Below are 22,128 nucleotides of genomic sequence, written 5' to 3' on the forward strand. Positions count from 1 at the left end.
TATTAAAAAGCTCTCTTTTGGAGAGCTTTTTTTATGCTCTAAAAAAAAAACTCCTTAGTAATTTAATTATTAAGGAGTTTTTCGTTTAAATACCCATTTTGTCTTTTATGTATTCAAGCATTTGTAGGGTGATGGGTTTTGATAGGAAGTCAAGTATCATGGGGTATTTTTTTGCTTTTTCCAGGTCATCTGGATCTATAGTAGAGGATAGTATGATTATGTTGATGGTGTTGAAGTCTGAGTAGTTAGCTGTAGAGAAATGGTCTAGAAATTCCCAGCCTCCCATTACGGGCATATTTAAATCCAAGAAGATAAGTCTTGGTTTTTTGCTGTTAAGATCGTTGGGTTTGGTGTTGTACTTAAGGGTGTTGAAGTATAATAAAGCCTCTTCTCCGTTTTGTGCGGTTATTATTTCATTAGAAAATGCAGCTTTGGTGATTACTTTTTTGCATAGCATTAGTGCTATGGGGTCGTCGTCTATGCATAAAATTTGATCAAACATTTTATTTATTTTTGAATATTAGAGTAAATGAAGTTCCTTTATTGACTTCGCTATCTATGCTAATTGTGCCTCCCATTGTTTCGACTTGAGATTTTACAAGGTACAAGCCAAGTCCTTTACTGTCGGGATAGTTGTGGAATCTTTGGTAAAGTCCGAAAACTTTATCTCTGTTTCTTTCAAGGTCAATTCCAATTCCGTTGTCTTTAAATATTAAACTTATACTGTCATCAATTTGATTGGCCGAAATGGTAATTTTTAATTTACGGTCTTCAGATCTGTATTTGATAGAATTGGTTAATAGGTTTAGTAGTATGCTTTCTATGTATGCTTTGTTTATGTTTAATACGGTTACTTTTTCAAACTTTAGTTTTATGATTGGCTTGTATAATTCAATTTGAAAGTTTAGCTGATTGAAGACATTTTCGAAAACTTCATTTAGTAAAACTTCTTCTTTTTGTATCGATGGATTGTCTTTGATTATGATAACTTTTACTAAATCGTTGATTGTTTCGTTTAGTAAATGAGTCGATTTGTTGAAGCCATTTAAGATTTCTTTTAATTCTTCGTTTTCAATTGGAATATCTTCTATAAGGTTTAGTAGTCCAGTTAGATTTGATAAAGGGGATCTAAGGTTGTGTGAGGTTATATATGAGAATTGTTTTAAGTCTTTATTGTTCTGAGTTAGTTCTCGAATAAGGTGTTCTTTTTCTTTTTCAAGTTTTTTCTCTTCAGTTATGTCTCTTTGTATTGAGATCCAGTGCGAAACTATATTTTCGGCATTAAAAATAGGTATCATGGAGTAACGAACCCAGTATTCTTGTTTGCTTTTGGTATAGCTAATGGTTTCTATTAAGCATTCTTCTTTGTTTTTTATTGCTTTTATTAATTTTTGAAGCTCGCTTGAGTCAGAATTAGGGCCTTTAAAGATATTAGGAGATTTGCCTACTACTTCTTCGGATTGGTATCCTGACATTCTGGTAAAAGATGGGTTTACATATACGATTCGTGGGATTTTACCGTCATGAGAATCTGCTTCGGTAATTAGTATAGAATCTCGGGATTGAGTAATTACTGTTTCTAGTAATTTTAGTCGTTGTTCTTCTTCTTTTTGCTTTGTGATATCCTGTATAGCTCCAATCATTCTAATGGCTCTTCCGTTTTCGTCTTTTAAGAGAAAACTTCGGTGAAGAACATATTTGTAAGTAGAATCGGCACATCTAAAACGATATTGGTCTTGCCATTTTTCGGTTTTTTGTTCTATAAATGAATATAGTTTTACTGACATTCTGATGCTGTCTTCTGGGTGAATTTTGTCAAACCACCATCTGGAATTGTCTCCAACTTCTTCAGGTTTGTACCCAAACACATTTTCAATTCCTTTATTCCAGGTGATGTTGTCTTCTTGAATTTTCCAGTCCCAAATAGTGTCGCTGGTTGCTTTTGCAACTATATTATATTTCTCATTTGATTCTTTGATTTCATCATTCGATTTCTTTAGTTTTTCGAACACTGTAATGTTTCTGGCGTCGTTTTTTGATAGGATAAACCTGTAAAGTAAACCTGTTAAAATGATGAAAACTAGGTCTTTTATGAAGCTGAAGTAGTAGTATTGCGTGTTTGAGATATTGTTAAGCAGGTATTTATGGCAAATGATTGCCAGAAATAGAGAAATGACAAAGTAAATTAATGTAATTTGATTGGTTTTGTTTTTCATTACTCAAATATAATTAATAATTACCAAATTATTAAACATCAATTATAAGATATTTAAAAGCCTTGATTTAAAACTATTTTTTGGGTGTAATCAGTTAAGAATATGTAAACTATTGTCTAAATAGTTTTTATATTAAAAAAAAGTGTACCTTTGCACCCATTAAAAATCTCAGATGGAATCTATTAGAAATATTGCAATTATTGCCCACGTCGATCACGGTAAAACCACTTTGGTTGATAAAATTATGTATCACTGTCAGTTATTTCGTGACAACGAAAACACAGGTGATTTAATTCTTGATAATAATGATTTAGAGCGTGAGAGAGGTATTACTATTACTTCTAAAAACGTATCAGTTCAATATAAAGGAACAAAAATCAATATTATTGATACTCCTGGTCACGCCGATTTTGGTGGTGAAGTAGAACGTGTACTAAACATGGCCGATGGTGTATGTTTGCTAGTAGATGCTTTTGAAGGACCAATGCCACAAACTCGTTTTGTATTACAAAAGGCAATTGATTTAGGATTGAAGCCTTGTGTGGTTATCAATAAAGTTGATAAAGAAAACTGTACTCCAGAAGAAGTACATGAAAAAGTTTTTGACTTAATGTTTGAATTAGGAGCTACTGAAGAGCAATTGGATTTCCCAACTGTTTATGGTTCTGCTAAAAACAACTGGATGTCTGACGATTGGAAAAACCAAACTGAAAACATTGAGCCTTTATTGGACATGGTAATCAAAAATGTACCTGCTCCTAAAGTTTCTGAAGGAACTCCACAAATGTTGATTACATCTTTAGATTTCTCTGCATTTACAGGTCGTATCGCTATTGGTCGTCTTGAAAGAGGAGTTTTAAAAGAAGGTATGGCAGTTTCTTTGGTAAAAAGAGATGGTAAAGTTATAAAATCAAGAATTAAAGAATTACACACTTTTGAAGGACTTGGTCGTAAAAAAGTAGAAGAAGTTATTGCAGGTGATATCTGTGCGATTATTGGAGTTGAAGGTTTTGAGATTGGTGATACTATCGCTGATATTGAAAATCCAGAAGCTTTACAAACAATTGCTATTGATGAGCCTACAATGAGTATGTTGTTTACAATTAATGACTCTCCTTTCTTTGGTAAAGAGGGTAAATTTGTAACTTCTCGTCATATTAGAGAAAGATTGACAAAAGAATTAGAGAAAAACTTAGCTATGAAGTTAGGTGAAACTGATTCTGCTGATAAATTCATGGTTTTTGGTCGTGGAGTACTTCACTTATCTGTTCTTATTGAAACAATGAGAAGAGAAGGTTACGAATTACAAATCGGTCAACCACAAGTTATCATCAAAGAAATTGATGGTAAAAAATGTGAGCCAATTGAGGAGTTAACAATCGATTTACCAGAAAATCTTTCAGGTAGAGCAGTTGAGTTTGTAACACTTCGTAAAGGTGAAATGTTGAGTATGGAGACTAAGGGCGAGCGTATGATTATTAAATTCAATATTCCATCTCGTGGAATTATTGGTTTAAGAAATCAATTACTTACAGCTACTGCTGGTGAAGCTATTATGTCTCACCGTTTTATTGGATATGAGCCTTACAAAGGAGAAATTGCTGGACGTAACAAAGGTTCATTGATTTCTATGGAAAAAGGAAAAGCTATTCCTTATTCTATTGATAAATTACAAGATCGTGGTAAGTTTTTTGTTGAACCAAATGCTGAAATTTACGAAGGTCAGGTAATTGGAGAAAACTCTCGTGCTGATGATATGTGTGTGAACGTAACTAAAGAGAAAAAACAATCTAACGTTCGTTCATCTGGAAATGATGAAAAAGCAAGAATCATCCCTCCAATTATTTTCTCATTAGAGGAAGCTTTAGAGTACATTCAAAAAGATGAATATGTAGAGGTAACTCCAAAATCTATTCGTTTGAGAAAAATCTATTTGACTGAAACTGATAGAAAAAGATTTAAAATCTAAAAGATTTAAATTTCAATATAAAAATCCCAAATTCCAATTAAGGAGTTTGGGATTTTTTTTGATTAAAAATTTTTTGGAATTTAGAATTTAATATTTGAAATTCTTTGCATTGTCAAGTATTGGAATTTGGATTTTTTTGATTGAAATCTCCTTTCTTTTTTACCTCTTTAAACTAAAGTGTCCCTTAACTTCTTTTCCATCTACAAATTTCAATGTAAACCAATAATCATCTGATGGTAGTTGGCGACCTCCGTAAGTTCCATCCCATCCCATGCTAAGGGTATTCATTTGTTTTAATAATTTGCCATAACGATCAAAAATAGAAATAGTATAGTCAGGTAAATGCTCCAGATACTTAACTCTCCAGGTATCATTATAGCCATCTCCGTTAGGGGTGAAGAATCTTGGGTAGTCAAGAACGTAAAAAGGAGCAGACATTGTTGTTCCACAGCCATTTTTATCTCTTGCAAAGGCATTGTAAATCCCCGCAGGAGTACCTTTGAATAAAGGCTCAGCTTGATAGTTTTCTCCGTCTAATGAGAATTCATAATTTCCTATTCCTGTATATTCTATTAAAACTGAATTTTCATTTGCAGAAAAATCTTTGACTTGTGTTCCTGTAATTACTGCTACATCAGAAGCTATGACTTTAAACTTCTTTGTTTTCAAACATCCATTTACATCTGATACTGTTACAGAGTAATTACCTGGGGTGTTTACCGGAATAGATGCAGAGGTAGATATTGGGCCTGATGGACCATTCCATTGATAAGTTTCAAATCCATTTGCTACAGATAAATAGATTGTAGCATTTTTACATAAATACTCAGTTTCATCACCAAAATTAACGGGATCAAATACATGTACTATCAATTCTATTGGAGTTACAGCATAACAATCAGGACCATTAAGGATGCGAGCATATATTGTTTGACCAAAAGGAATTGTGTTTTTAAAATTATTCGGTAAAGGATTTGTTTCAGTGATAGCATTGTTGCTACTCAAATAATAATTGACCAATAATCCGGTAGGCAATCCAATTAAAAGCTGTGGGGTAACCTGTGTGTTTAAATTAAATTCATATATCCCATCAGTATCTTGATCACATACTTCAATAGGAGGTGGAGAGAGTACAATGTTACCAGCAATTTTTAAAGAAAGTTCGGCATATTTACTACAACCATATTTGTTTTCGACTCTTGCGTAAAGAATTTGTTGATCTACTCCATTAGCTGGTAGCGCATCAATATGTTGTGTGTTGGTGTAATTTGTAGGATTGAGAATCGGATTTAGTTTAGCCTCAGCATCAGATAATGATTCATAATATACAACAGTTACCTTTGGGTCGTTGTTTTTTATTAGTGCATCCGCTTTGGTTAAATTAAAGGTTGTAAATCCATCAGTGTCTATGTCGCATTGAACCAATGTGCTATTAGTAACTACAATTTCTGGAGCATATTCTATTTTTATTTCGGAATCAGCTTCACAGGTTGTTGGATGCATAAGAACATTTACTCTATATGTGCCACCCTCTTTAACGGTGTAGGTAGGACCTGTTGCAGCAGCATCTTTTATACCATCTTTATACCATTCGTAAGCGTAGTTTGTTCCTGCAGGCGAACCAAGTTTTGTGTCTAGTATTACTTCTTCGCCATAACATACAGGATTGTCTGTGCTTGAATCTCGATCTATACCCAAGTTGATTTTAGAAGTAAAACTACCGGCCTCAAGAAAAATAGCAGAATCATAATATATGTTTCTATCATCGGCAATTACTAATTTTATATGATATGTTTTTCCAGCAATTACATCGCTTTCTGACTTCATTACAACAGTTTGTGCAGCATAATTTACAGGGCTGGAAATTGGATTTGTTGAGTTGTATCCATTGAAGTATTTGTCATTTTCAGGAGGACATCCTTTTCTTCCCTCGGCAGGATCTATTTTTGGGTGAACTGTAGTAGATGAAACAGGAAAATCGGTGTTGGGTAACACTGCCAAGTTTTTATAAGGGCCTGTACTTTCTGCTTCTTTTATAAGAAAGGCAAACCCATCTGAATATTCACATGGGTAGTAAGATTGGTATTCATCTGAAGCAAAAATATAGTTGAAGCTTATAAAGTTTGTTAATGGTGTGAAATCAAATTCTAAAACGGTAGCATTTATGGAGGTAGTTATACCCAATGCCTGATTTAAATCTGCATCTCCCGCCCACAAGGGGCTTGAGTTACCACCATTACTTTTGTTAAAAGGCCCCACAGAGTTTCGGCTAGTTCCGGTACTAAGTAGGACACCATCTTTAAAAGGGAAGTTACTTGTACCAGCAGTAAAGTAAGCATAACTTTTTCTTCCAGTAGTATAATTATCTCCCGATGCTTTAGGATCCGATGTAGTCGCACAAGAACTATTAACTAATACTCTCTCTACTAAGTCTTGTGCGGTTCTTGTATCATCAACAGTTATGTATTGTGCATTGGCTTTTATTCCAAAGCAAAATATAAATAAACTCGCTATTATTAATTTTTTTGATTCCATGATTTGCTAAAAATATAGCAAATATACTACAAATCTCGACTCTTTAGTAGTTTATAAGAGAAGAAAACAAATAGTAATGTCCAGATTAGAACGATTATAACCGAAATATAGTCTACACTATAGTTTTTTGTGTTTTCAACACCTATCTGTTCTCCAATGCTTTTTATAACTGATAATCGGGAAAATGGCTCAATAATTAAATTAGACATGGCTTCTAGAGGAAGTAATCTAATTAAATAATCAGCAATTTTGCTTCCAGGAAAGAGTATAAAAGCAAACACAGTTTTTAAAATACCTTCTAGAATACTCCAAACTAACAGAAATCCTAAAGCGAATGCTGAACGTTTTACTAATATGCCTAAAAATAAACAGAAAGAAAAGAAGCCTGTTAGTTTTACAAAAAAGGCCAAAAGATATTCCATTCCTGAAAATATGATTCCAATTTCAGTATAAGAAGAAAAGCATAATCCAAGTATTAAGCTCATTATAAATACAAAAACGGTTGAGCAAAAAGCAAATAAAACTACTGTTAGGAATTTTGATAAAATAAATTCTTTCTTGCTTAATCCATCGATAAGATTTTGTTTTAATGTCCCGTAACTATACTCATTGGCCATCATAGATACGATTACAATTGCTAAGAAAAACTTTAGCCAAGCAGCAATGTAAGTGTTGAAATGCCAAATAAAAGGAAAATTAAAAATTCCCATTTCGGCCAAATGAAATTTAAAAACACCTAAATCAAATTTTATTGAGGCAATTAATGCGATAAATGAAAGAAGGATAAAATAGGCTAATGTTAATATACGACTGGCTTTATTTTTCCAGATTTTTTGTAGTTCTATAGAGAGAAGTCTGTTCATGGTTTAATTATTTTTTGCAGAAGCGTTATTGGTTAGTTCTAGGAATTGTTCTTCTAAACTATTTTTACGTTTTACTAAATGACTTAGAGTAATGTTTTGTGAAAATAAAAATTTATTTAAGTCTGTTGCGCTTAAATCATTTTTTAAGTAAACTAAAACTTTTCCTTCTTCTTTAGCAACACGGTCTACTGCAGGGTGAGTTTCGATTACAGTAATTAATTTTTCAGTATCGTCTGATTGAACCTCAAAGAAACCTTCATTTGCTGACATTCCGCCAACAGGACCAGAATATAAAATTTCGCCTTTTCTTAAAACAACAACATGAGAACATACTTTTTCAACCTCATCTAATAAGTGGGAAGCAAGTAAAATTGTTGTGCCCTGTGAAGCTATTTTTTTGATAATATCACGAATCTGATGAATTCCCTGCGGATCTAAACCGTTAGTAGGTTCATCCAGAATTAATATCTCAGGGTCATTTAATAAAGCCGATGCAATAGCCAAACGTTGTTTCATTCCTAACGAAAAAGTACTGAACTTGCTGTTTTTCCTTTCGTTTAAACCTACCAACTCTAATTTTTCGTTTATCTTAGAATAATCGATACTCTTAATTTTACAAACCAATTTCAGGTTTTCTTCGGCAGTCATGTATGGATAAAAATTAGGTCTTTCGATAATGGCTCCTACTTTTTTTAATGCTTCATGAGTTTGCACTTGTCCACCAAACCAACTGTATTGACCAGAAGTTTTGTTTACAACATTTAAAACAATTCCTAAAGTGGTAGATTTTCCGCTTCCGTTAGGGCCTAGAATTCCATAAACGCGGCCTTTTTGAATCTCAAAAGAAATATCTTTAAGGGCCTGAATACGCCCATATCTTTTATGAAGGTTCTGTATTGTGAGTATTGTTTCCAAAATTATTTGAGGTTTTAGTTTTTAGTAAGACGTGTGAGTTTAGTTTTTGTTACTGTTCAATTTTTATTTAATGTAAATTTGTATCAAATATATTCAAAATGAGTGAGCCTTTAATGTTTTTTAAAAAACCATCTTATCCATTAACAAATTCGCTTTTGGATTATTTAGAGCGTTATGAACGAATCTCAAAAGTTTCGGTTTTTTATGATGACTTATTGCGGTTTTCCGGATCTGTAACGGTGTATGATAAAAATGATAAAGATACTTTGTGGATTCGGGTTTATTATAATGAGTTTGAAAGAAATGAAATTGATTTAAATCTAAAAAAAATCTACTCTCTTTTGCATTCCGATGGTAATACAGATATTATTCAGTTCTTAAATGTAGATGCGATAGATTACTGTACGTTTGGAAATTCAAAGCCTTTCAGGATTAAAGTGCGAAATATATTAAATGATAATTATGTGCATTTTTATATAAAAAAGGCAGATGCTTCTCGAATCTATGGTCTTGAATTAGAAGAAATATTATCCCCGGATAAAATAAATTTTTTGGTTTATAAAGACACTTTAATCGAGGAACATATAATTGGTATTCCTGGGGATATTTTTATGAGCACATTGCTTAAAAATTGTACGGAAACCGAAAAATCTCAAATCGCCAAAGAGTTTGTGAAGTTTAATGAGCGTTGTATGATTAGGCTTTTGGGAGATATGCGGGCATATAATTATGTAATTGTCCCAATTCATGATTTTGACCAAGTAGTATATAAAATTCGCCCAATCGATTTTGATCAACAATGTTACGAAGGGAATTTTAAAGTTTATCGTCCTCAGTTTTTCAAGGAGAATTACCCAATGATTTTGTTAGTCAAAGATAAATTGGAAGAGCGTTCAATTGTTCAGTATAAAGATGAAGAGCGGGCTATTTTGGCCAAGCGTATTCACTCGGCAGATAACAGAATCAAAAAATTATTGCATATTATGTGCGAAGATAATATTTCGCCTGAAGCAAATTTGAATCAACTAAAAATGGAATTGTATCGTTATACTAATGATTTGAATTTTAAAAATGCAAAATCAATGGGGCATATTATGTCGGCTGCATTTGGTTTTATCACTAGGAATTTTAAAAACACTAATTTAATCTAGAATCTTAAATTACTTATTATATGAAAAATTATATCTCAATTATTGTTGCATTTATTTTGTTGGCTTGTCAGCAAGATTCTACTGTATTAAAAACATTGTATTCTTTGCCTAAAAAATTAAAAGAAGTTTCAGGAATAATTTATTCTCCTGAAAATAGTACACTTTGGACATTAGAAGATAGTGGTAATGCTAATGAAATTTATGGACTAAACGCTCAAGGCGAAATAGCAAAAACGGTAACTATTACAAATGCAACAAATGTAGATTGGGAAGATATTACCAAAGATAAAGCAGGGAATTTATACATTGGCGATTTTGGAAACAACGATAACATTCGTAAAGATTTATGTATTTATAAAATCGATAAATCGACTTTAGGAAAAGAAAATGCTGTTTCTAGTTATAAAATTTCATTTGCATATCCTGAACAAAAAGATTTTCCTCCTAAGAAAACCGAAATGTTTTACGATGTCGAAGGTTTTTTCGAATTTAATAATAACTTCTATCTATTTACTAAAAACCGAAGCAAGAATTTTGACGGAACAGCTTCTATTTATAAAATACCAAATGCAGCCGGAAAGCAAAAAGCGACTTTACTAGGCAAGTTTAAAACATGCAGTAATTACAATCATTGTGCAATTACTAGTGCTGCAATTAGTCCAGATGCTAAAAAAGTAGTTATTCTATGTCATGATAAAATAATACTTTTTCAAGGTTTTCAAGGAGATAATTTCCTTAAAGGAACACAAACAGAAATTGATCTAGATCATTTTTCTCAAAAAGAAGCTGTTGCCTTTAAGGATAATAAAACGTTATTAATAGCTGATGAAAAAACAAAAAAAATAGGAGGTAAGGTATATGAGTATAGTTTTAAAAAATAATTAAAACCCAAACCCTATACCAAACGCAATTCTAGCTCTTTCGTCTACACTTTTAAAATAAGTAAGTCTAGCAGTGATCACATCCAATCCGTTGAGCCATAAACCGCCCCCAAAGGATTGGTGCCACTTGTTAGAATCTTCTCCTGTAACCCAAACACGACCATAATCAAATCCGCCAAGAATTCCGTAAGACATAGGTAAAATACTTTTTCTTATTTTTCCTAAATTCCAACGGATATCACTACTTTGATAAAAAGATTGGTTTCCTAAAAAACGTTGGTTTCTGTAACCTCTTAAATCGTAATCTCCGCCCAAAGTTGCTCCTTGATAAAAGTCGAAATTATTATTAAAGAGAATTTTTGATTTAATAATAGTTGCAAAAACAAACTTTCCATTAGAATCAATTTTATGATTAAAGTTGATTTTACTTTCTAATGTTGGGAAATTTTGTTTGCTATCATCCAGATTCATTTTCCAGCTTCCGGCTACCGAAAATCCAAATCCCATAGATGGGAATGACACTAGGTCGTAATTCTCAAAACTATATTTTACTGTTGCACCAGCAAATTGCTGACTCTGAAAAACATCAGGATTAGCAGCTCCTGGAACATTTATAAATCTTCCAGAGGTTTCTTCGATTCTGATTTTTTCAAAAGTTGTGGCAAAGTTTATTTCACTACCATATTTACCTACTTTTTTAATAGATGGGGTTACTTTTAGAGCTCGCATACGAACACGGTTATAATCCATACCTAAATCCTCATCGTTATTAACGGTTTCATTACCATAACCAAAATAGTTAATCGTAAAATTAGGGCTGGTTAAAATCGATTGGATATCAAAATCCCATTTGCCTAAAACTTTAGGAAAATGCCCATCATAAATAAGTTCGTACCCATTGGTTGCAAAAAAGTAATTAGCCTTTAATATGTGTTTTTGAGTATATGGATTTTGCTTGAATCTGTTTACAGTATAGTTTGCAATAATGCCCAGTTTTACCCCGTCATCTGGATTATAACCCCCAAAAGGCAAACCAGAGAAAGCATTGTATTTTACTTTTTGATAGTCATAAAGGTTTGTATCATAATCATCTGTAAGCACTGTTTTGGTTTTAGAATCTAAATCGTATGTATTGTTTTTTGATTTAAAATCATAAATTTTCACCCTTTTTCCGTTAGTTACAGCATAGGTATCATTATTTTGTCCGCCGATTAAACGAATATTTATTCGAGAATTATAATCTCCTTTTACTTCAAAAACATCGTCATCATCTAATCCGTAAATCCAAAGGTTTTTAGTTTTTCCTGCAGTGAAATTTTTGGTATAAAGAAATTCTTCTCCTGTTTTCTTGATGCGATATACATCTACATCGAGTTTGTTTTTTGCTTTATGCGTGATTATAAATTTATCTTTTTTATCAGTTCCAACTATTAAAACAGTTTTTTCTAAAACCTTATAATATTCAGTCGCATATTTTTGAAGTTCTTTTTTTCTTAGTTTTAATTTGCGTTTAATGTCAGTAATAGTTCCATCTTGTACTTCTTTCGGTAAATTATTAAAAGCTGCATCAATATCGGCATCGCTAAGATTCTCCTGAATGTATTTGGCTTGATCAATCCAGTCTTTTTCATGAGCCGTTTTAAGGAAAGCAATGTCTTGTGGATAAGGTTCACGATTAAACCATTTTACATTTTTAATATCATCTTTAAACGTTTGCATATGGCGTAATGCAGGCATATGCATTAAAAGAGAAAGTAATGCTCCATCATATTTTGTAAAAGCTTGGTCTCTATCTCTGGGAATTGGTTTGTAAACTATTTTATCACCTTGATGATATTCGCCCCAACGCCATTGATCATTATGTCTGTCCCAATCGCCAATAAGCATATCAAATAATCTTGCTTTTATGTATTCTTTTTCGTCGATGGTATATTTTTCATCCTTATGAAGATTTTTCATTACATCATCGGTACTGATAATATCCAGTGGATTACCAAAAGTTTTTTGAGTTATCTGACTACTAGATGGGCGTTCTTCGACCATGTATAATTCATCTCCAAAATTATAATTATACCCTTTAAGTGTTTCTTGCTTAGGGATGTAATATAATTCGGGATTTGTATGAGAAACACCTATTTTATCTGCCAGATTACCTACTGCAAATGGAGTATATGGGTGAGAAGTGGTATAAAAGTCGAATAGAAAGTTCTCGGCATAGGTTTTATCAAATTGATTTTCGACAAATTGATCCTTAAATGCTACGGCCTGAATAAAACGGGAGGCACTTTTTTTCAGAGCACGCATTACATACTCTTTACCGTCTTTATCTACAATTCGTAAGGATTTAGATTGATGTCCTCCGCCTTCGCGTTTTGGTTTTATACCTCCAAAAAGAGTATCTAAAGAAACAGTTTTAGCATCAATTGGCATGCTGTAATATTTTCGGTAATGTTTTCCAAATAAGAATTTATGAAATATACTTTTTTTAGTCATTTCAGGCGAGTAAATAGAAGCTTTGGTAATTGCATTAAACTTACTTGGCAGATTCTCATGATAAACAGTATCTTTTACTGTTATAATATTCTGATCAAACAAGAGCTTTTCTTTGTTGTTCTCGTTACCAAAAAAAGCAAGTCTTGTATCTCCATTTTTGTAAAGTGACAATGTAGCATAACCATTTCCGCCGTATGAAAAATCATTAGGGAATACAGCTTTTGCAGCTTCAGATTTTGAACCTGCACCACTTATAATTTGCTTAATACTACTATTGTTAATGTATTGTAGGTTATGGTCATGACCAGAAATTACAATAACATTATCTTGACTTTGTAAAAGCGTTTTTACTCTTTTTATAAACTGTGTATAAGTTTTATTTTGGATGTCTTGCGGACTTACTCCGGATGTTTTTCGGATTAAGTTTATTACTGAACCAATTACTGGTAGCGGAATTTTTTGTTCTAAAGGGAATAATTGTTTCTCTAAAGAAAATTGACCTCCATGCGTACCATTACTCATTAAAGGATGATGAACTGCAATAAGAACAGTTTTGTCTTGATTTTTGTTTAAGATACTTTCCAGTTCATCAAAAAAGGCTTCACGAGTTTTAATGTCGCAATTGTCATTGATAGTTGGATTATCATCCCAATCTTCCAGAAACCACTGGCTATCTATAACAATTAATGTAGTTTTTTTATTGATTTTTAATTCTTCGATAGCACAAGTTTTTTGTGGCAAGAATGCTTTTTTATCGTTTAGGTAGGTAGTCACAAATTTTGATTGACGTTCCATTCCTTTAATTCCACTATACCAATCGTGATTACCAGGAATAAAGATTGTTTTTCCTTTGTAACCTTTAGTTAATTCTAGCTGGTTTGTTAGTTTTTTTTCGGCGAGAGCTTTTGCTTCAGGATTGTCAGTATTAGGAAAACCTTTAGGGTAAATATTATCGCCCAAAAATAAAAGGGTTGAGTTTGTATTTGAATTTTGAAGTCTTTTATGCAAAAGCTCAAGCGTTTGTTGCGCTTGTTCTTCGTCAGCATTTCCTGCATCTCCAACTAAATATAAAGTATGGGCAATTTTTGAAGTATCTAATGCGTTTTGTGAAATAGGATTTTTGACATCTTTACCTAATTGGGCGTGATGTGTTGCACAAGATTGAATTAAAAATAAACCTGAAATTCCAATTAAATAAGCGTTAATCTTATTTATAAAATGATTATCCGAAAACAATTTCATAATTTAGTAGTATAAAAATATGTTTATGACCCTATTAGAGCAGTCCGAAGATTTTGTTTATAACTTACTCAAAGATAAACTTTCTATTTTATATTCATACCATAATTTTAACCACACAACGAATGTTGTAAATGCTGTTAAAGAGCTGTGTGCCAATGAAAATGTAGGGGTAGATGATAAAGAGATGCTTTTGGTTGCGGCTTGGTTTCATGATACGGGGTATATTAAAGGGAATAACAATCATGAAAAAGAGAGTGTAAGAATAGTAACCGATTTTTTAAGTGATAAAAATAAATCTCTTGAGTTTATCAAAAATGTTTCAGATTTAATAGCAGCAACTACAAAATGTTATGAGCCTAATACTCATTTAGAAAAAATTATAAAAGATGCTGATTATGTTCATATTACAACCAGCGAGTATGTTAGCAGTTGTGAATGTTTAAGAATGGAGTGGCAAAATACTGAAAACAAAGTGTTTTCGGATGAAGAATGGGCAATCGTAAATTTGGACTTTTTAGAAAATAAACATCATTTTTATACTGATTATGCCAAAGAAAAATGGCAACCTTTGAAAGAAAAAAATTTAAAAAAGATTCATAAAAAAATGGATAAGCAAGAATCGAAAATTAGCGAAGAGTTAGGAGAAGTAACTAAAAAGAAGAAAAATAAATTAGAAAAACCTGATAGAGGAATTGATACTCTTTTTAGAGTAACACTTGGTAATCATACCCGATTAAGTGGTATTGCCGATAGCAAAGCCAATATTCTTTTGTCTGTAAATGCTATTATTATTTCGATAGCACTTTCTACAATTATTCCCAAATTAGATAGTCCTAAGAATGCACATTTAGTAATTCCCACTTTTATAATGTTGATATCGAGTGTTATTACTATAATTTTTGCCATACTTTCGACAAGACCGAAAGTTACAACTGGAGTTTTTACGCGTGAAGATATCGAAGCAAAAAAAATCAATTTATTGTTCTTCGGGAATTTTTATAAAATGCCTTTACACGAGTACGAGTGGGCAATGAACGAAATGATGAAAGACAAAGATTATCTATACGGTACAATGATCAAAGATTTATATTATCTAGGAGTTGTACTCGAAAGAAAATACCGCTTGCTAAGAGTTGCTTACAATCTTTTTATGATTGGTATTATCATTACAGTCTTAGCATTCGTTATTGCTTTTAGAACGCTTTAGGTTTATTGGTCTTATATATAGTTTAAAACTATGTGCTTTAGTGCATTTCGCTTTCGCTTCTAAAAAAAAATTTTAGCCACAAATTACACAAATTAATTAGCGCTAATTTGTGGTTAATAAATAGGTACTGTAGCCTTGCAGACTTTGAGTCTGCCAACCAAATCTTGGACTTTTAGTCAATAGTGGTTTATTTTAATTCATCTAATAAATCTTGATATGTGATTTTTAGAGCAGCTGGTACGTTGTTTACCACTTTTACACGAATAGCTCTTAGACCAGATACACCTTGTAAATCTTCTACCTCAAATTGTTCTATTTGAGGTTCTAGAATTTTCTTGAATTGTAGGTATTTAATGTATTTTAAATACTCTGCTTCTTCACTATTATGAGAATATACAATTGTTATTTTTTCTTTTTCGGTAATACGCTCTTTGCTATCCTTGATGTGTGCTTTGTCTATACGTTTCTTTACAACTTCATATCGTGCATTATAAGTTCCGTCTACATCAAAACGTTTCTCGTCCATTCTAAAACGGATAGAAATAGGGGAGCTAAAGACCAAAATTAACGAGGTAACATCAAGGTCATACGGTAATGAAGTTTTAAGCTGATGATGCTCTAATTCCATTTCGCATAATGTTTGTAACTGCCACAATCTTAAATTATGCAGGTACATGACATCAAATGGTTTTGTAGGTGCAATAGAAGCTCCTATATATAAATTGTGTTCAACACCATCCGTTTTGAAACGTTCGTAATAATGCGGATATATTTGTTGTGCTTCAATTTGTTTTTTGTCAAGAATGGCAGCAAGCTTTTTATTGATAATAGACATTGCATTATCAAATTTCTTTCTTTCCTGATAAAATAAACCCGTTTTTTCGTCTAGACTTTCAAAGTATTTTTGTTCAAGTTTTTCTGCTTTAGAATTGCTTTTAGTGTTTTTTAAAATCGGATGTATTTCGTCTTCAATATATCGCTGAATGTGTTGTTCAGAATCTGCTTTTAATGGCGAATCAAGTTCTTCCAGAAGGGAATGTAATTCGAACTTGCGTTGCTCCAGAAGAATTAGATTTGAATTTTCTTTTTGATTTTCAAAGATTTCCAGTAACATTTCTAATTGATTTTTCAAATCACATTTTACTGTTTCATTTCGGTGTTCCGATGAACCTTTAATATCAATTTGTCCGTATAAAGGAAAAACTTCTTTAAAAACAATTTCTTTAAAAATATAATCTTTTGTCTGATTGCTGTTTTGGAAATATTTTTCGGATTCTTTTCTAAATTTCCAATAAACACTCGGGTGGATAGTAGTATATTCTCTCTGAATTACTGCTTCTATCTGGTGTTGCATATCGATATTATATCTTTCAATAGTATCGACTAAATAGGGGATTACCAAGTTTAGTTTGTTTGCATTTATTGTATTAAGCACTCTTGGATCAGAAGAAACCAATTCGACAACGCCTAATAAATGACCATCTTTTATAATTGGTGCGAAAACACAACTGTTTATGTTTTGTTTTAGTAAATGTTCACCAAGTTTTTTATTTTCTGATTCCTCAATAAATTTTTTGACATTAGAAATTACAAGAGGTTCTTTTTTACTTAATAGATTTTCAAATGAACATCCAAAAAAAGCATTTTTACAATCTATTTCCTGATCTTTTGAAAGTAAAAAACTTTGCAGTTTATTTTCAAATTTCATCGGTCTAATAAATTTTTCTTCTTCAGGATTATAAATGATGAAACCTACTTTTAAATTAGGAACCTTAAAGATTGATTTGAAGATGCTTGTTATGATTTCGTCGGTTGCAACAGTTTTTGCATCTGATTTTAATAGATTACTTTTAAAATTAGAAATAGCATTCTCTGTAGTAGCATCAAATAAAACAATAATACCAAAACCTTTTAGTGTCCAGCTCCCAACAGGAAATTTCTCTTTCCACAAAGCAATATCATCGTAATTATCAATCAATAGATCGATGTCTTCTTGTGTTAGTTTTGGAGCGTTATCAGAAGGAATGATTTCCATGAAATCAGCATTATACAAAATACGATAATGATTTATGATTCCGTTAGCATCTGGAATATCATAAAAGAAAGGTTTATTAAAGTCTATATTTTGTTTGTAGTAAACTCCCAAAATTAGGCAACAATTAGTTATATAAAATTCCTGTTCATCAAAGTCGCGTATGGTTACGTCAAAATTTGTACCTGCGTCTTTAAGTATCTTTTTGAATCTTTCGGTATAATTGAAGGTGAAGTTCTGAAATGGTACCGTAACAGCTTTAATTTCATTATTGGTTAATGCTGTTGGGAATAAATCGGCTAATAAATGACTGATTAAAGTTTCATTCTTTTTAATCACTGAGAAATCTTCAATTCCTGTTCTAAATTCTGGAAAGTTCTCTACTTCTTTCAAAAGCGCCTTGGCATAATTAGAACGATAATCGATATCTGATTGTGCAATTTGCTCTAAAACTTCAATAATTTTATGAAATGAGATTAGAGTCTTAAAAGGGCTTTCGTTGAATAAATGATATTTCATAGGAGTATTATTTATTAGTATACAAAATTACTAATAAACAGAATCTAAGCCCTTTATTTTTGCCTTTATTTTTATAAAAAAAGCCTCAACTATGGCAGTTGAGGCTTTGATTTTGAGTAAGTGTGAAATTGAATAAGAATTAATGTTAACTCTTCTCTTCTTTGTTGAAATAAACTAAGTAATAATACATTTGTTTTTCTTCATCCCAACCTTTTTCTACAAATTTTTCGGCACTTTCAGGATTAATAAAATCCATCTTGATTTGTATATGTGTGTCTAAGTTGATAACGTTTTTGATTGATTTTCTTGCATCAGAAACTGCAGAGTTAGCAATAGGGAAGGTTGTAATATCTTCGATACTGTATTTCTCTCCTTTATCAACTTTGTAGTTTTTAAATTCAGGAATTAAATCTGGATTGTCTAATACTTCGTTTAGGAAATTTTGCTCTTCAAACTGATCGTTCTTTGCAAAATAATTCACAGAACGGTTCATGAACATTACTTCTTCTTTTTTATCTTCTGCTGGCAATACTACATCTTTTGCGAAGCTCTGGCAGAATTTTAAGTATTTCTTGGTGATGAAGTTTTCATCTTCAAAGGCATCTACAGATAAAAAGTGCTCTAACCAGTAACGTGCGTCATAACGGTTGCTATCTACAGTTAGGATTTTATACCCTTCGTCTTTTTTATAATTAAAAATCAAACACCCTTTGTCTAATTTATTAAGGTTGATACCTTGTTGCAAAATCATTTCAAGGTTGCTGTCTTTTTCTTCAAATTGTAAAAAGTCTGCTTGTAATTCGCTTTTAAAAATTCCAATTGCATCAACAACATTATTATCGATACTTAAATTGGTTAAATACGTTACATAAACCTCACCGTTTTTAATGTGCGGGTGGTTTGATTGCTCGTATAAATGTGTCGTAATTCTTTTTGAAACTTCTTGTAAATTTCCTGGATTGTCAAAAATCTCAGTAGCATATTTAAACATGTCGTTATAATCCAAATCGACTTCGTGTGCAAACTGATAATAGTTTTCTTCTTTCTCTCTAAAAGGCTTGAAAAAGTATTCTTTTATCAGAGGAACGATTTCGTCATTTAAATTAAATGGCTGGTCTGATAAAAAAATAGCTTCGTTTCTGCTCTTGTTTCCTACGCGGTGAATCGCAAGCGTGTCGATGTGGGTGTTGAAAAGGTTTATCATTTTTTTTAGGTTCTGAGGTGCTAAGTTTTAAAGGTACTGAGATTTAGCTTCTTTCTTTTAATTTATTAATAAAAGAAACTAACATTCTTTCTACTTCTCGACTATCCTCATATAAATTATTAAATTCGTCTTCGTTTAGATATGCTATATTTTTAGCAATTTCTAATTGTGTTTGCATTTCAAATAAAGAACCTATTGAAATGTTTAAAAAGCGTAAAAAATCTTTGTTGCTTTCTCGTCCAAATCCTTCAGCAATATTGCTTGGAATTGAAATCGAGCTTCGTCTTATTTGTGAAGTTAATCCGAAGACTTCTTCTTTTGGAAAATTATTTGTTGAAATATAGATTTTGGTAATTAAGGACATCGATTTTTGCCAGATTAAAAGCTTTTTGAAATTACTCATATTTGAAAATTTAATTTCAATAAATATAAGAAAAATCTTTAATTTTTTAAAACTTAGAATCTTTGCAACTTAGAACCTTAGTACCTCAAGAATTTAATTCCAATTCTCTTCAAATCCATAATCTTCGAAACTATCGTCTCCTTCGAACATATCTAAATCGTCTTCGTCTAAATCATCTTCAAATTCTCCATAGATATCATCATGCATATCTGTTTCGAAGTTTTTTTCTCCTGAATCATCTGGCATTTCACCATGAGAGAAAAGTGTTTCTGGATAAAGATTACCAGCAACTTGGTCTTCTACTGCAGCTAGTTCAACCAAAAATGTCCACATATGGATAAAATCGTAGACATATATAATTTTAGTGTTTTCTTTATCTAGTATATCTGATAAAGTATAATCACTCATTGTTTTTTGTTCGCCAGGAACATCTCCGGTATCAAAAAGTGGAATTTCATCTTCTTGATTCCAAGTTTCATCGCAGGTATAAAATGAAGCTACTTCCATTCCGTCAAAACCAAAAGAATTGAAGATGGCGTTGTGTAAATCTTCTAAAGTATCTTCTTCAAGAATTGCTATATCTCTAAAAATATCTTCTTCTGCATCTAGAATTACTCTAAATTTATAAACCATAACTTAACTATTTTTTTGTTTTTATTGCTGCTAAAAAGCAAGTGCAAATATACTCTATAAATATTATTTCGCAATGAAATAAATCTTTATTGTGTTTGGTAATACAGCATAATTATTCGTAAGAAAGTTTTATATTATGTGGTTCGTATTTAATAATAAAGATAGTTTTTTATCCTAAATAATGTACGTGAAAATAAAAAGCCGTTGCAAAAAAACTTTCGCAACGGCTTTAAATATATATACTTAAGATTGTTTATTTCAGGTCTGCTTTATTAATGCATTGCATCAGCAGGGTTGATTTTATTTTTTCCTTTTTTAATCAAAAGGATAATAGGAATACAGCATAAAAACATAATACCTAAGTACATAAATATATCCATGTATGCTAAAACAGTACTTTGTTTCATTACCGAATAATCGATTACCTGATAGGCTTTATTTAATGCTTCGTTACTACTAAATCCTTTAGACATAAAACCTTTTTGTAGCAAGACAACTCTTTGTTGTACTTCAAATTTAGTTGTGTCTAAATGAGATACTAAATCTACACGATGTTTCTGACTGAATCTCGTAATAAAGGTGGTGATAATCGCAATACCAAATGATCCTCCTAATTGTCGCATCATTCCTGTAAATGCAGCTCCCTCACCAATATGTTTTCCTTGTAAGGTCGAAAGTGATAATGTTGTTATAGGAACAAAAAGTAATCCTAAACCAATACCTCTTAAAATTAATGGCCAGTATAAATGTTCAACTCCTGTGTCGGGAGTCATATTATTATACATCATAAAGGTGAAGAAAAAGAAAATCAAGAATCCAACTCCTACCATATATCCTTGCGGAACTCCTCTCTGAATTAATTTACCAATAATAGGCATCATAAAAGCGGTTGTAATCGACCCCGGGATAAGTAATAATCCGGCATCGGTCGCTGTCCATCCTAAGACAGATTGTGTATAAATCGGGATAATCAATGTTGATCCATAAAGTCCAAACCCAAGAATGAAACACATTATGGTACCAATACGGAGATTTCCATCTTTAAGTACACTCAAATTTACAATTGGATGTTTATAGGTGAGTTCTCGCCAGATAAATAATATTAATCCAAAAACAGTTACAACACTTAATGTTACAATCAATGAATCATTAAACCAATCGTCTTGTTGTCCGTGTTCCAGAACAAATTGTAAAGAACCAATAAAGGACGCTAAGAATATTATTCCCCACCAATCGACTTGATTGGCTTTTAGTTTCTCACCATATTTTGGACTTCTTACGAAGGAAATTGCCAAAATTGTAGCAATAATTCCTAATGGAATATTGATATAAAAAATATACGGCCAAGAATAATTATCTACTAAATATCCTCCCAAAGGCGGACCTAAAGTTGGACCTACAATAACTCCCATTCCGTAAATTGCCTGAGCCATTCCTCGTTTGGCAATAGGATAACTCTCGGTTATAATGGTTTGAGCAGTAACTAATAATGCTCCACCACCAAGCCCCTGAATAAATCGGAATGCAATAAGTTCCCAAATATTGGAGGCATTACCACATAAAAAAGAAGATAAGGTGAAAATTATAATCGACGTTACAAAATAATTTCGTCTTCCAAATTGTTGTGACAACCAACTCGTCATTGGGATTACAATAACATTTGCAATAGCATAAGCTGTAATAACCCACGCAACGTCTGTTAATGTAGCACCGAGACTTCCTCTCATGTCGGTTAAAGCTACGTTTACGATAGTTGTATCTACGATTTCCAGCAAAGCACAAAGTACTGCGGTTATCGTAATTAAAACTCGTCTGTAGCCATATTCTACTAAATCATCTTCTACTTTTACCATTTTGTTGTATTA

At 32.0% G+C, this 22,128-nt stretch carries 15 protein-coding genes; 4 read left to right on the forward strand and 11 right to left on the reverse strand.

Annotated elements, in window-relative coordinates; genetic code table 11:
- Nucleotides 1–85: 85 nt before the first annotated feature.
- Together ACJ6WR_RS16705 and ACJ6WR_RS16710 are read right to left on the reverse strand one after the other, a co-directional pair.
- Nucleotides 86–502, reverse strand: coding sequence for a response regulator (locus ACJ6WR_RS16705; protein ID WP_039116081.1), 417 nt, complete (start codon nt 500–502; stop codon nt 86–88).
- 1 nt (nt 503) lies between these two features.
- On the reverse strand, nt 504–2,216 hold the full coding sequence (locus tag ACJ6WR_RS16710; protein ID WP_039116079.1) for a PAS domain-containing protein: 1,713 nt from the start codon (nt 2,214–2,216) through the stop codon (nt 504–506).
- Nucleotides 2,217–2,388: 172 nt separating this feature from the next.
- Here ACJ6WR_RS16710 and typA point away from each other — a divergent pair, with 172 nt between their 5' ends.
- Complete coding sequence (typA, locus tag ACJ6WR_RS16715; RefSeq protein WP_039116078.1) at nt 2,389–4,185, forward strand: translational GTPase TypA; 1,797 nt, start codon at nt 2,389–2,391, stop codon at nt 4,183–4,185.
- A gap of 159 nt (nt 4,186–4,344) precedes the next feature.
- On the opposite strand, the gene ACJ6WR_RS16720 is transcribed toward typA, so the two are convergent.
- From ACJ6WR_RS16720 to ACJ6WR_RS16730, 3 genes are read right to left on the reverse strand one after another with little or no spacing between them, the layout of a single operon-like run.
- Nucleotides 4,345–6,720, reverse strand: coding sequence for a choice-of-anchor L domain-containing protein (locus ACJ6WR_RS16720; RefSeq protein WP_409415875.1), 2,376 nt, complete (start codon nt 6,718–6,720; stop codon nt 4,345–4,347).
- 26 nt (nt 6,721–6,746) lie between these two features.
- Complete coding sequence (locus ACJ6WR_RS16725) at nt 6,747–7,583, reverse strand: ABC transporter permease (protein ID WP_039116074.1); 837 nt, start codon at nt 7,581–7,583, stop codon at nt 6,747–6,749.
- A 3-nt stretch (nt 7,584–7,586) separates the two neighbouring features.
- Nucleotides 7,587–8,498 (reverse strand): ABC transporter ATP-binding protein, encoded by a 912-nt coding sequence (locus tag ACJ6WR_RS16730; protein ID WP_039116072.1) that lies wholly within the window; start codon nt 8,496–8,498, stop codon nt 7,587–7,589.
- Between the two features lie 98 nt (nt 8,499–8,596).
- Between ACJ6WR_RS16730 and ACJ6WR_RS16735 the strand changes: the two genes are divergently transcribed.
- Together ACJ6WR_RS16735 and ACJ6WR_RS16740 are read left to right on the forward strand one after the other, a co-directional pair.
- The gene (locus ACJ6WR_RS16735; protein WP_409415876.1) at nt 8,597–9,649 is read left to right on the forward strand and encodes a hypothetical protein; all 1,053 of its coding nucleotides are present in this window, start codon (nt 8,597–8,599) and stop codon (nt 9,647–9,649) included.
- Between the two features lie 20 nt (nt 9,650–9,669).
- Nucleotides 9,670–10,530 (forward strand): hypothetical protein, encoded by an 861-nt coding sequence (locus ACJ6WR_RS16740; protein ID WP_409415877.1) that lies wholly within the window; start codon nt 9,670–9,672, stop codon nt 10,528–10,530.
- On the opposite strand, the gene ACJ6WR_RS16745 is transcribed toward ACJ6WR_RS16740, so the two are convergent.
- On the reverse strand, nt 10,531–14,265 hold the full coding sequence (locus tag ACJ6WR_RS16745; RefSeq protein WP_409415878.1) for a metallophosphoesterase: 3,735 nt from the start codon (nt 14,263–14,265) through the stop codon (nt 10,531–10,533).
- 25 nt (nt 14,266–14,290) lie between these two features.
- On the opposite strand from ACJ6WR_RS16745, the gene ACJ6WR_RS16750 reads away from it, so the two are divergent.
- Complete coding sequence (locus tag ACJ6WR_RS16750; RefSeq protein WP_409415879.1) at nt 14,291–15,472, forward strand: Pycsar system effector family protein; 1,182 nt, start codon at nt 14,291–14,293, stop codon at nt 15,470–15,472.
- Between the two features lie 187 nt (nt 15,473–15,659).
- Here the strand turns inward: ACJ6WR_RS16750 and ACJ6WR_RS16755 are convergent, their stop codons facing one another.
- The 5 genes from ACJ6WR_RS16755 to ACJ6WR_RS16775 form a co-directional block, all read right to left on the reverse strand.
- Nucleotides 15,660–18,023, reverse strand: a complete 2,364-nt coding sequence (locus ACJ6WR_RS16755; RefSeq protein WP_039116064.1) for a GAF domain-containing protein — start codon at nt 18,021–18,023, stop codon at nt 15,660–15,662.
- Between the two features lie 145 nt (nt 18,024–18,168).
- A complete protein-coding gene (locus tag ACJ6WR_RS16760) occupies nt 18,169–19,227 on the reverse strand; it encodes a nucleoid-associated protein (protein ID WP_039116062.1) in 1,059 nt (352 codons plus the stop codon).
- Nucleotides 19,228–19,270: 43 nt separating this feature from the next.
- Nucleotides 19,271–19,630: a four helix bundle protein gene (locus ACJ6WR_RS16765; protein ID WP_039116060.1), complete on the reverse strand. Its 360-nt coding sequence runs from the start codon at nt 19,628–19,630 to the stop codon at nt 19,271–19,273.
- A 93-nt stretch (nt 19,631–19,723) separates the two neighbouring features.
- Nucleotides 19,724–20,263 carry an IS1096 element passenger TnpR family protein gene (locus ACJ6WR_RS16770; RefSeq protein ID WP_409415880.1) on the reverse strand — a complete coding sequence of 180 codons (540 nt, stop codon included), beginning with the start codon at nt 20,261–20,263 and terminating at the stop codon, nt 19,724–19,726.
- 272 nt (nt 20,264–20,535) lie between these two features.
- Nucleotides 20,536–22,116, reverse strand: coding sequence for an MDR family MFS transporter (locus ACJ6WR_RS16775; RefSeq protein ID WP_409415881.1), 1,581 nt, complete (start codon nt 22,114–22,116; stop codon nt 20,536–20,538).
- Between the last annotated feature and the right edge of the window lie 12 nt (nt 22,117–22,128).

Origin of the sequence: Flavobacterium sp. PS2, from assembly GCF_046250155.1 — a bacterium.
GTDB lineage: Bacteria > Bacteroidota > Bacteroidia > Flavobacteriales > Flavobacteriaceae > Flavobacterium.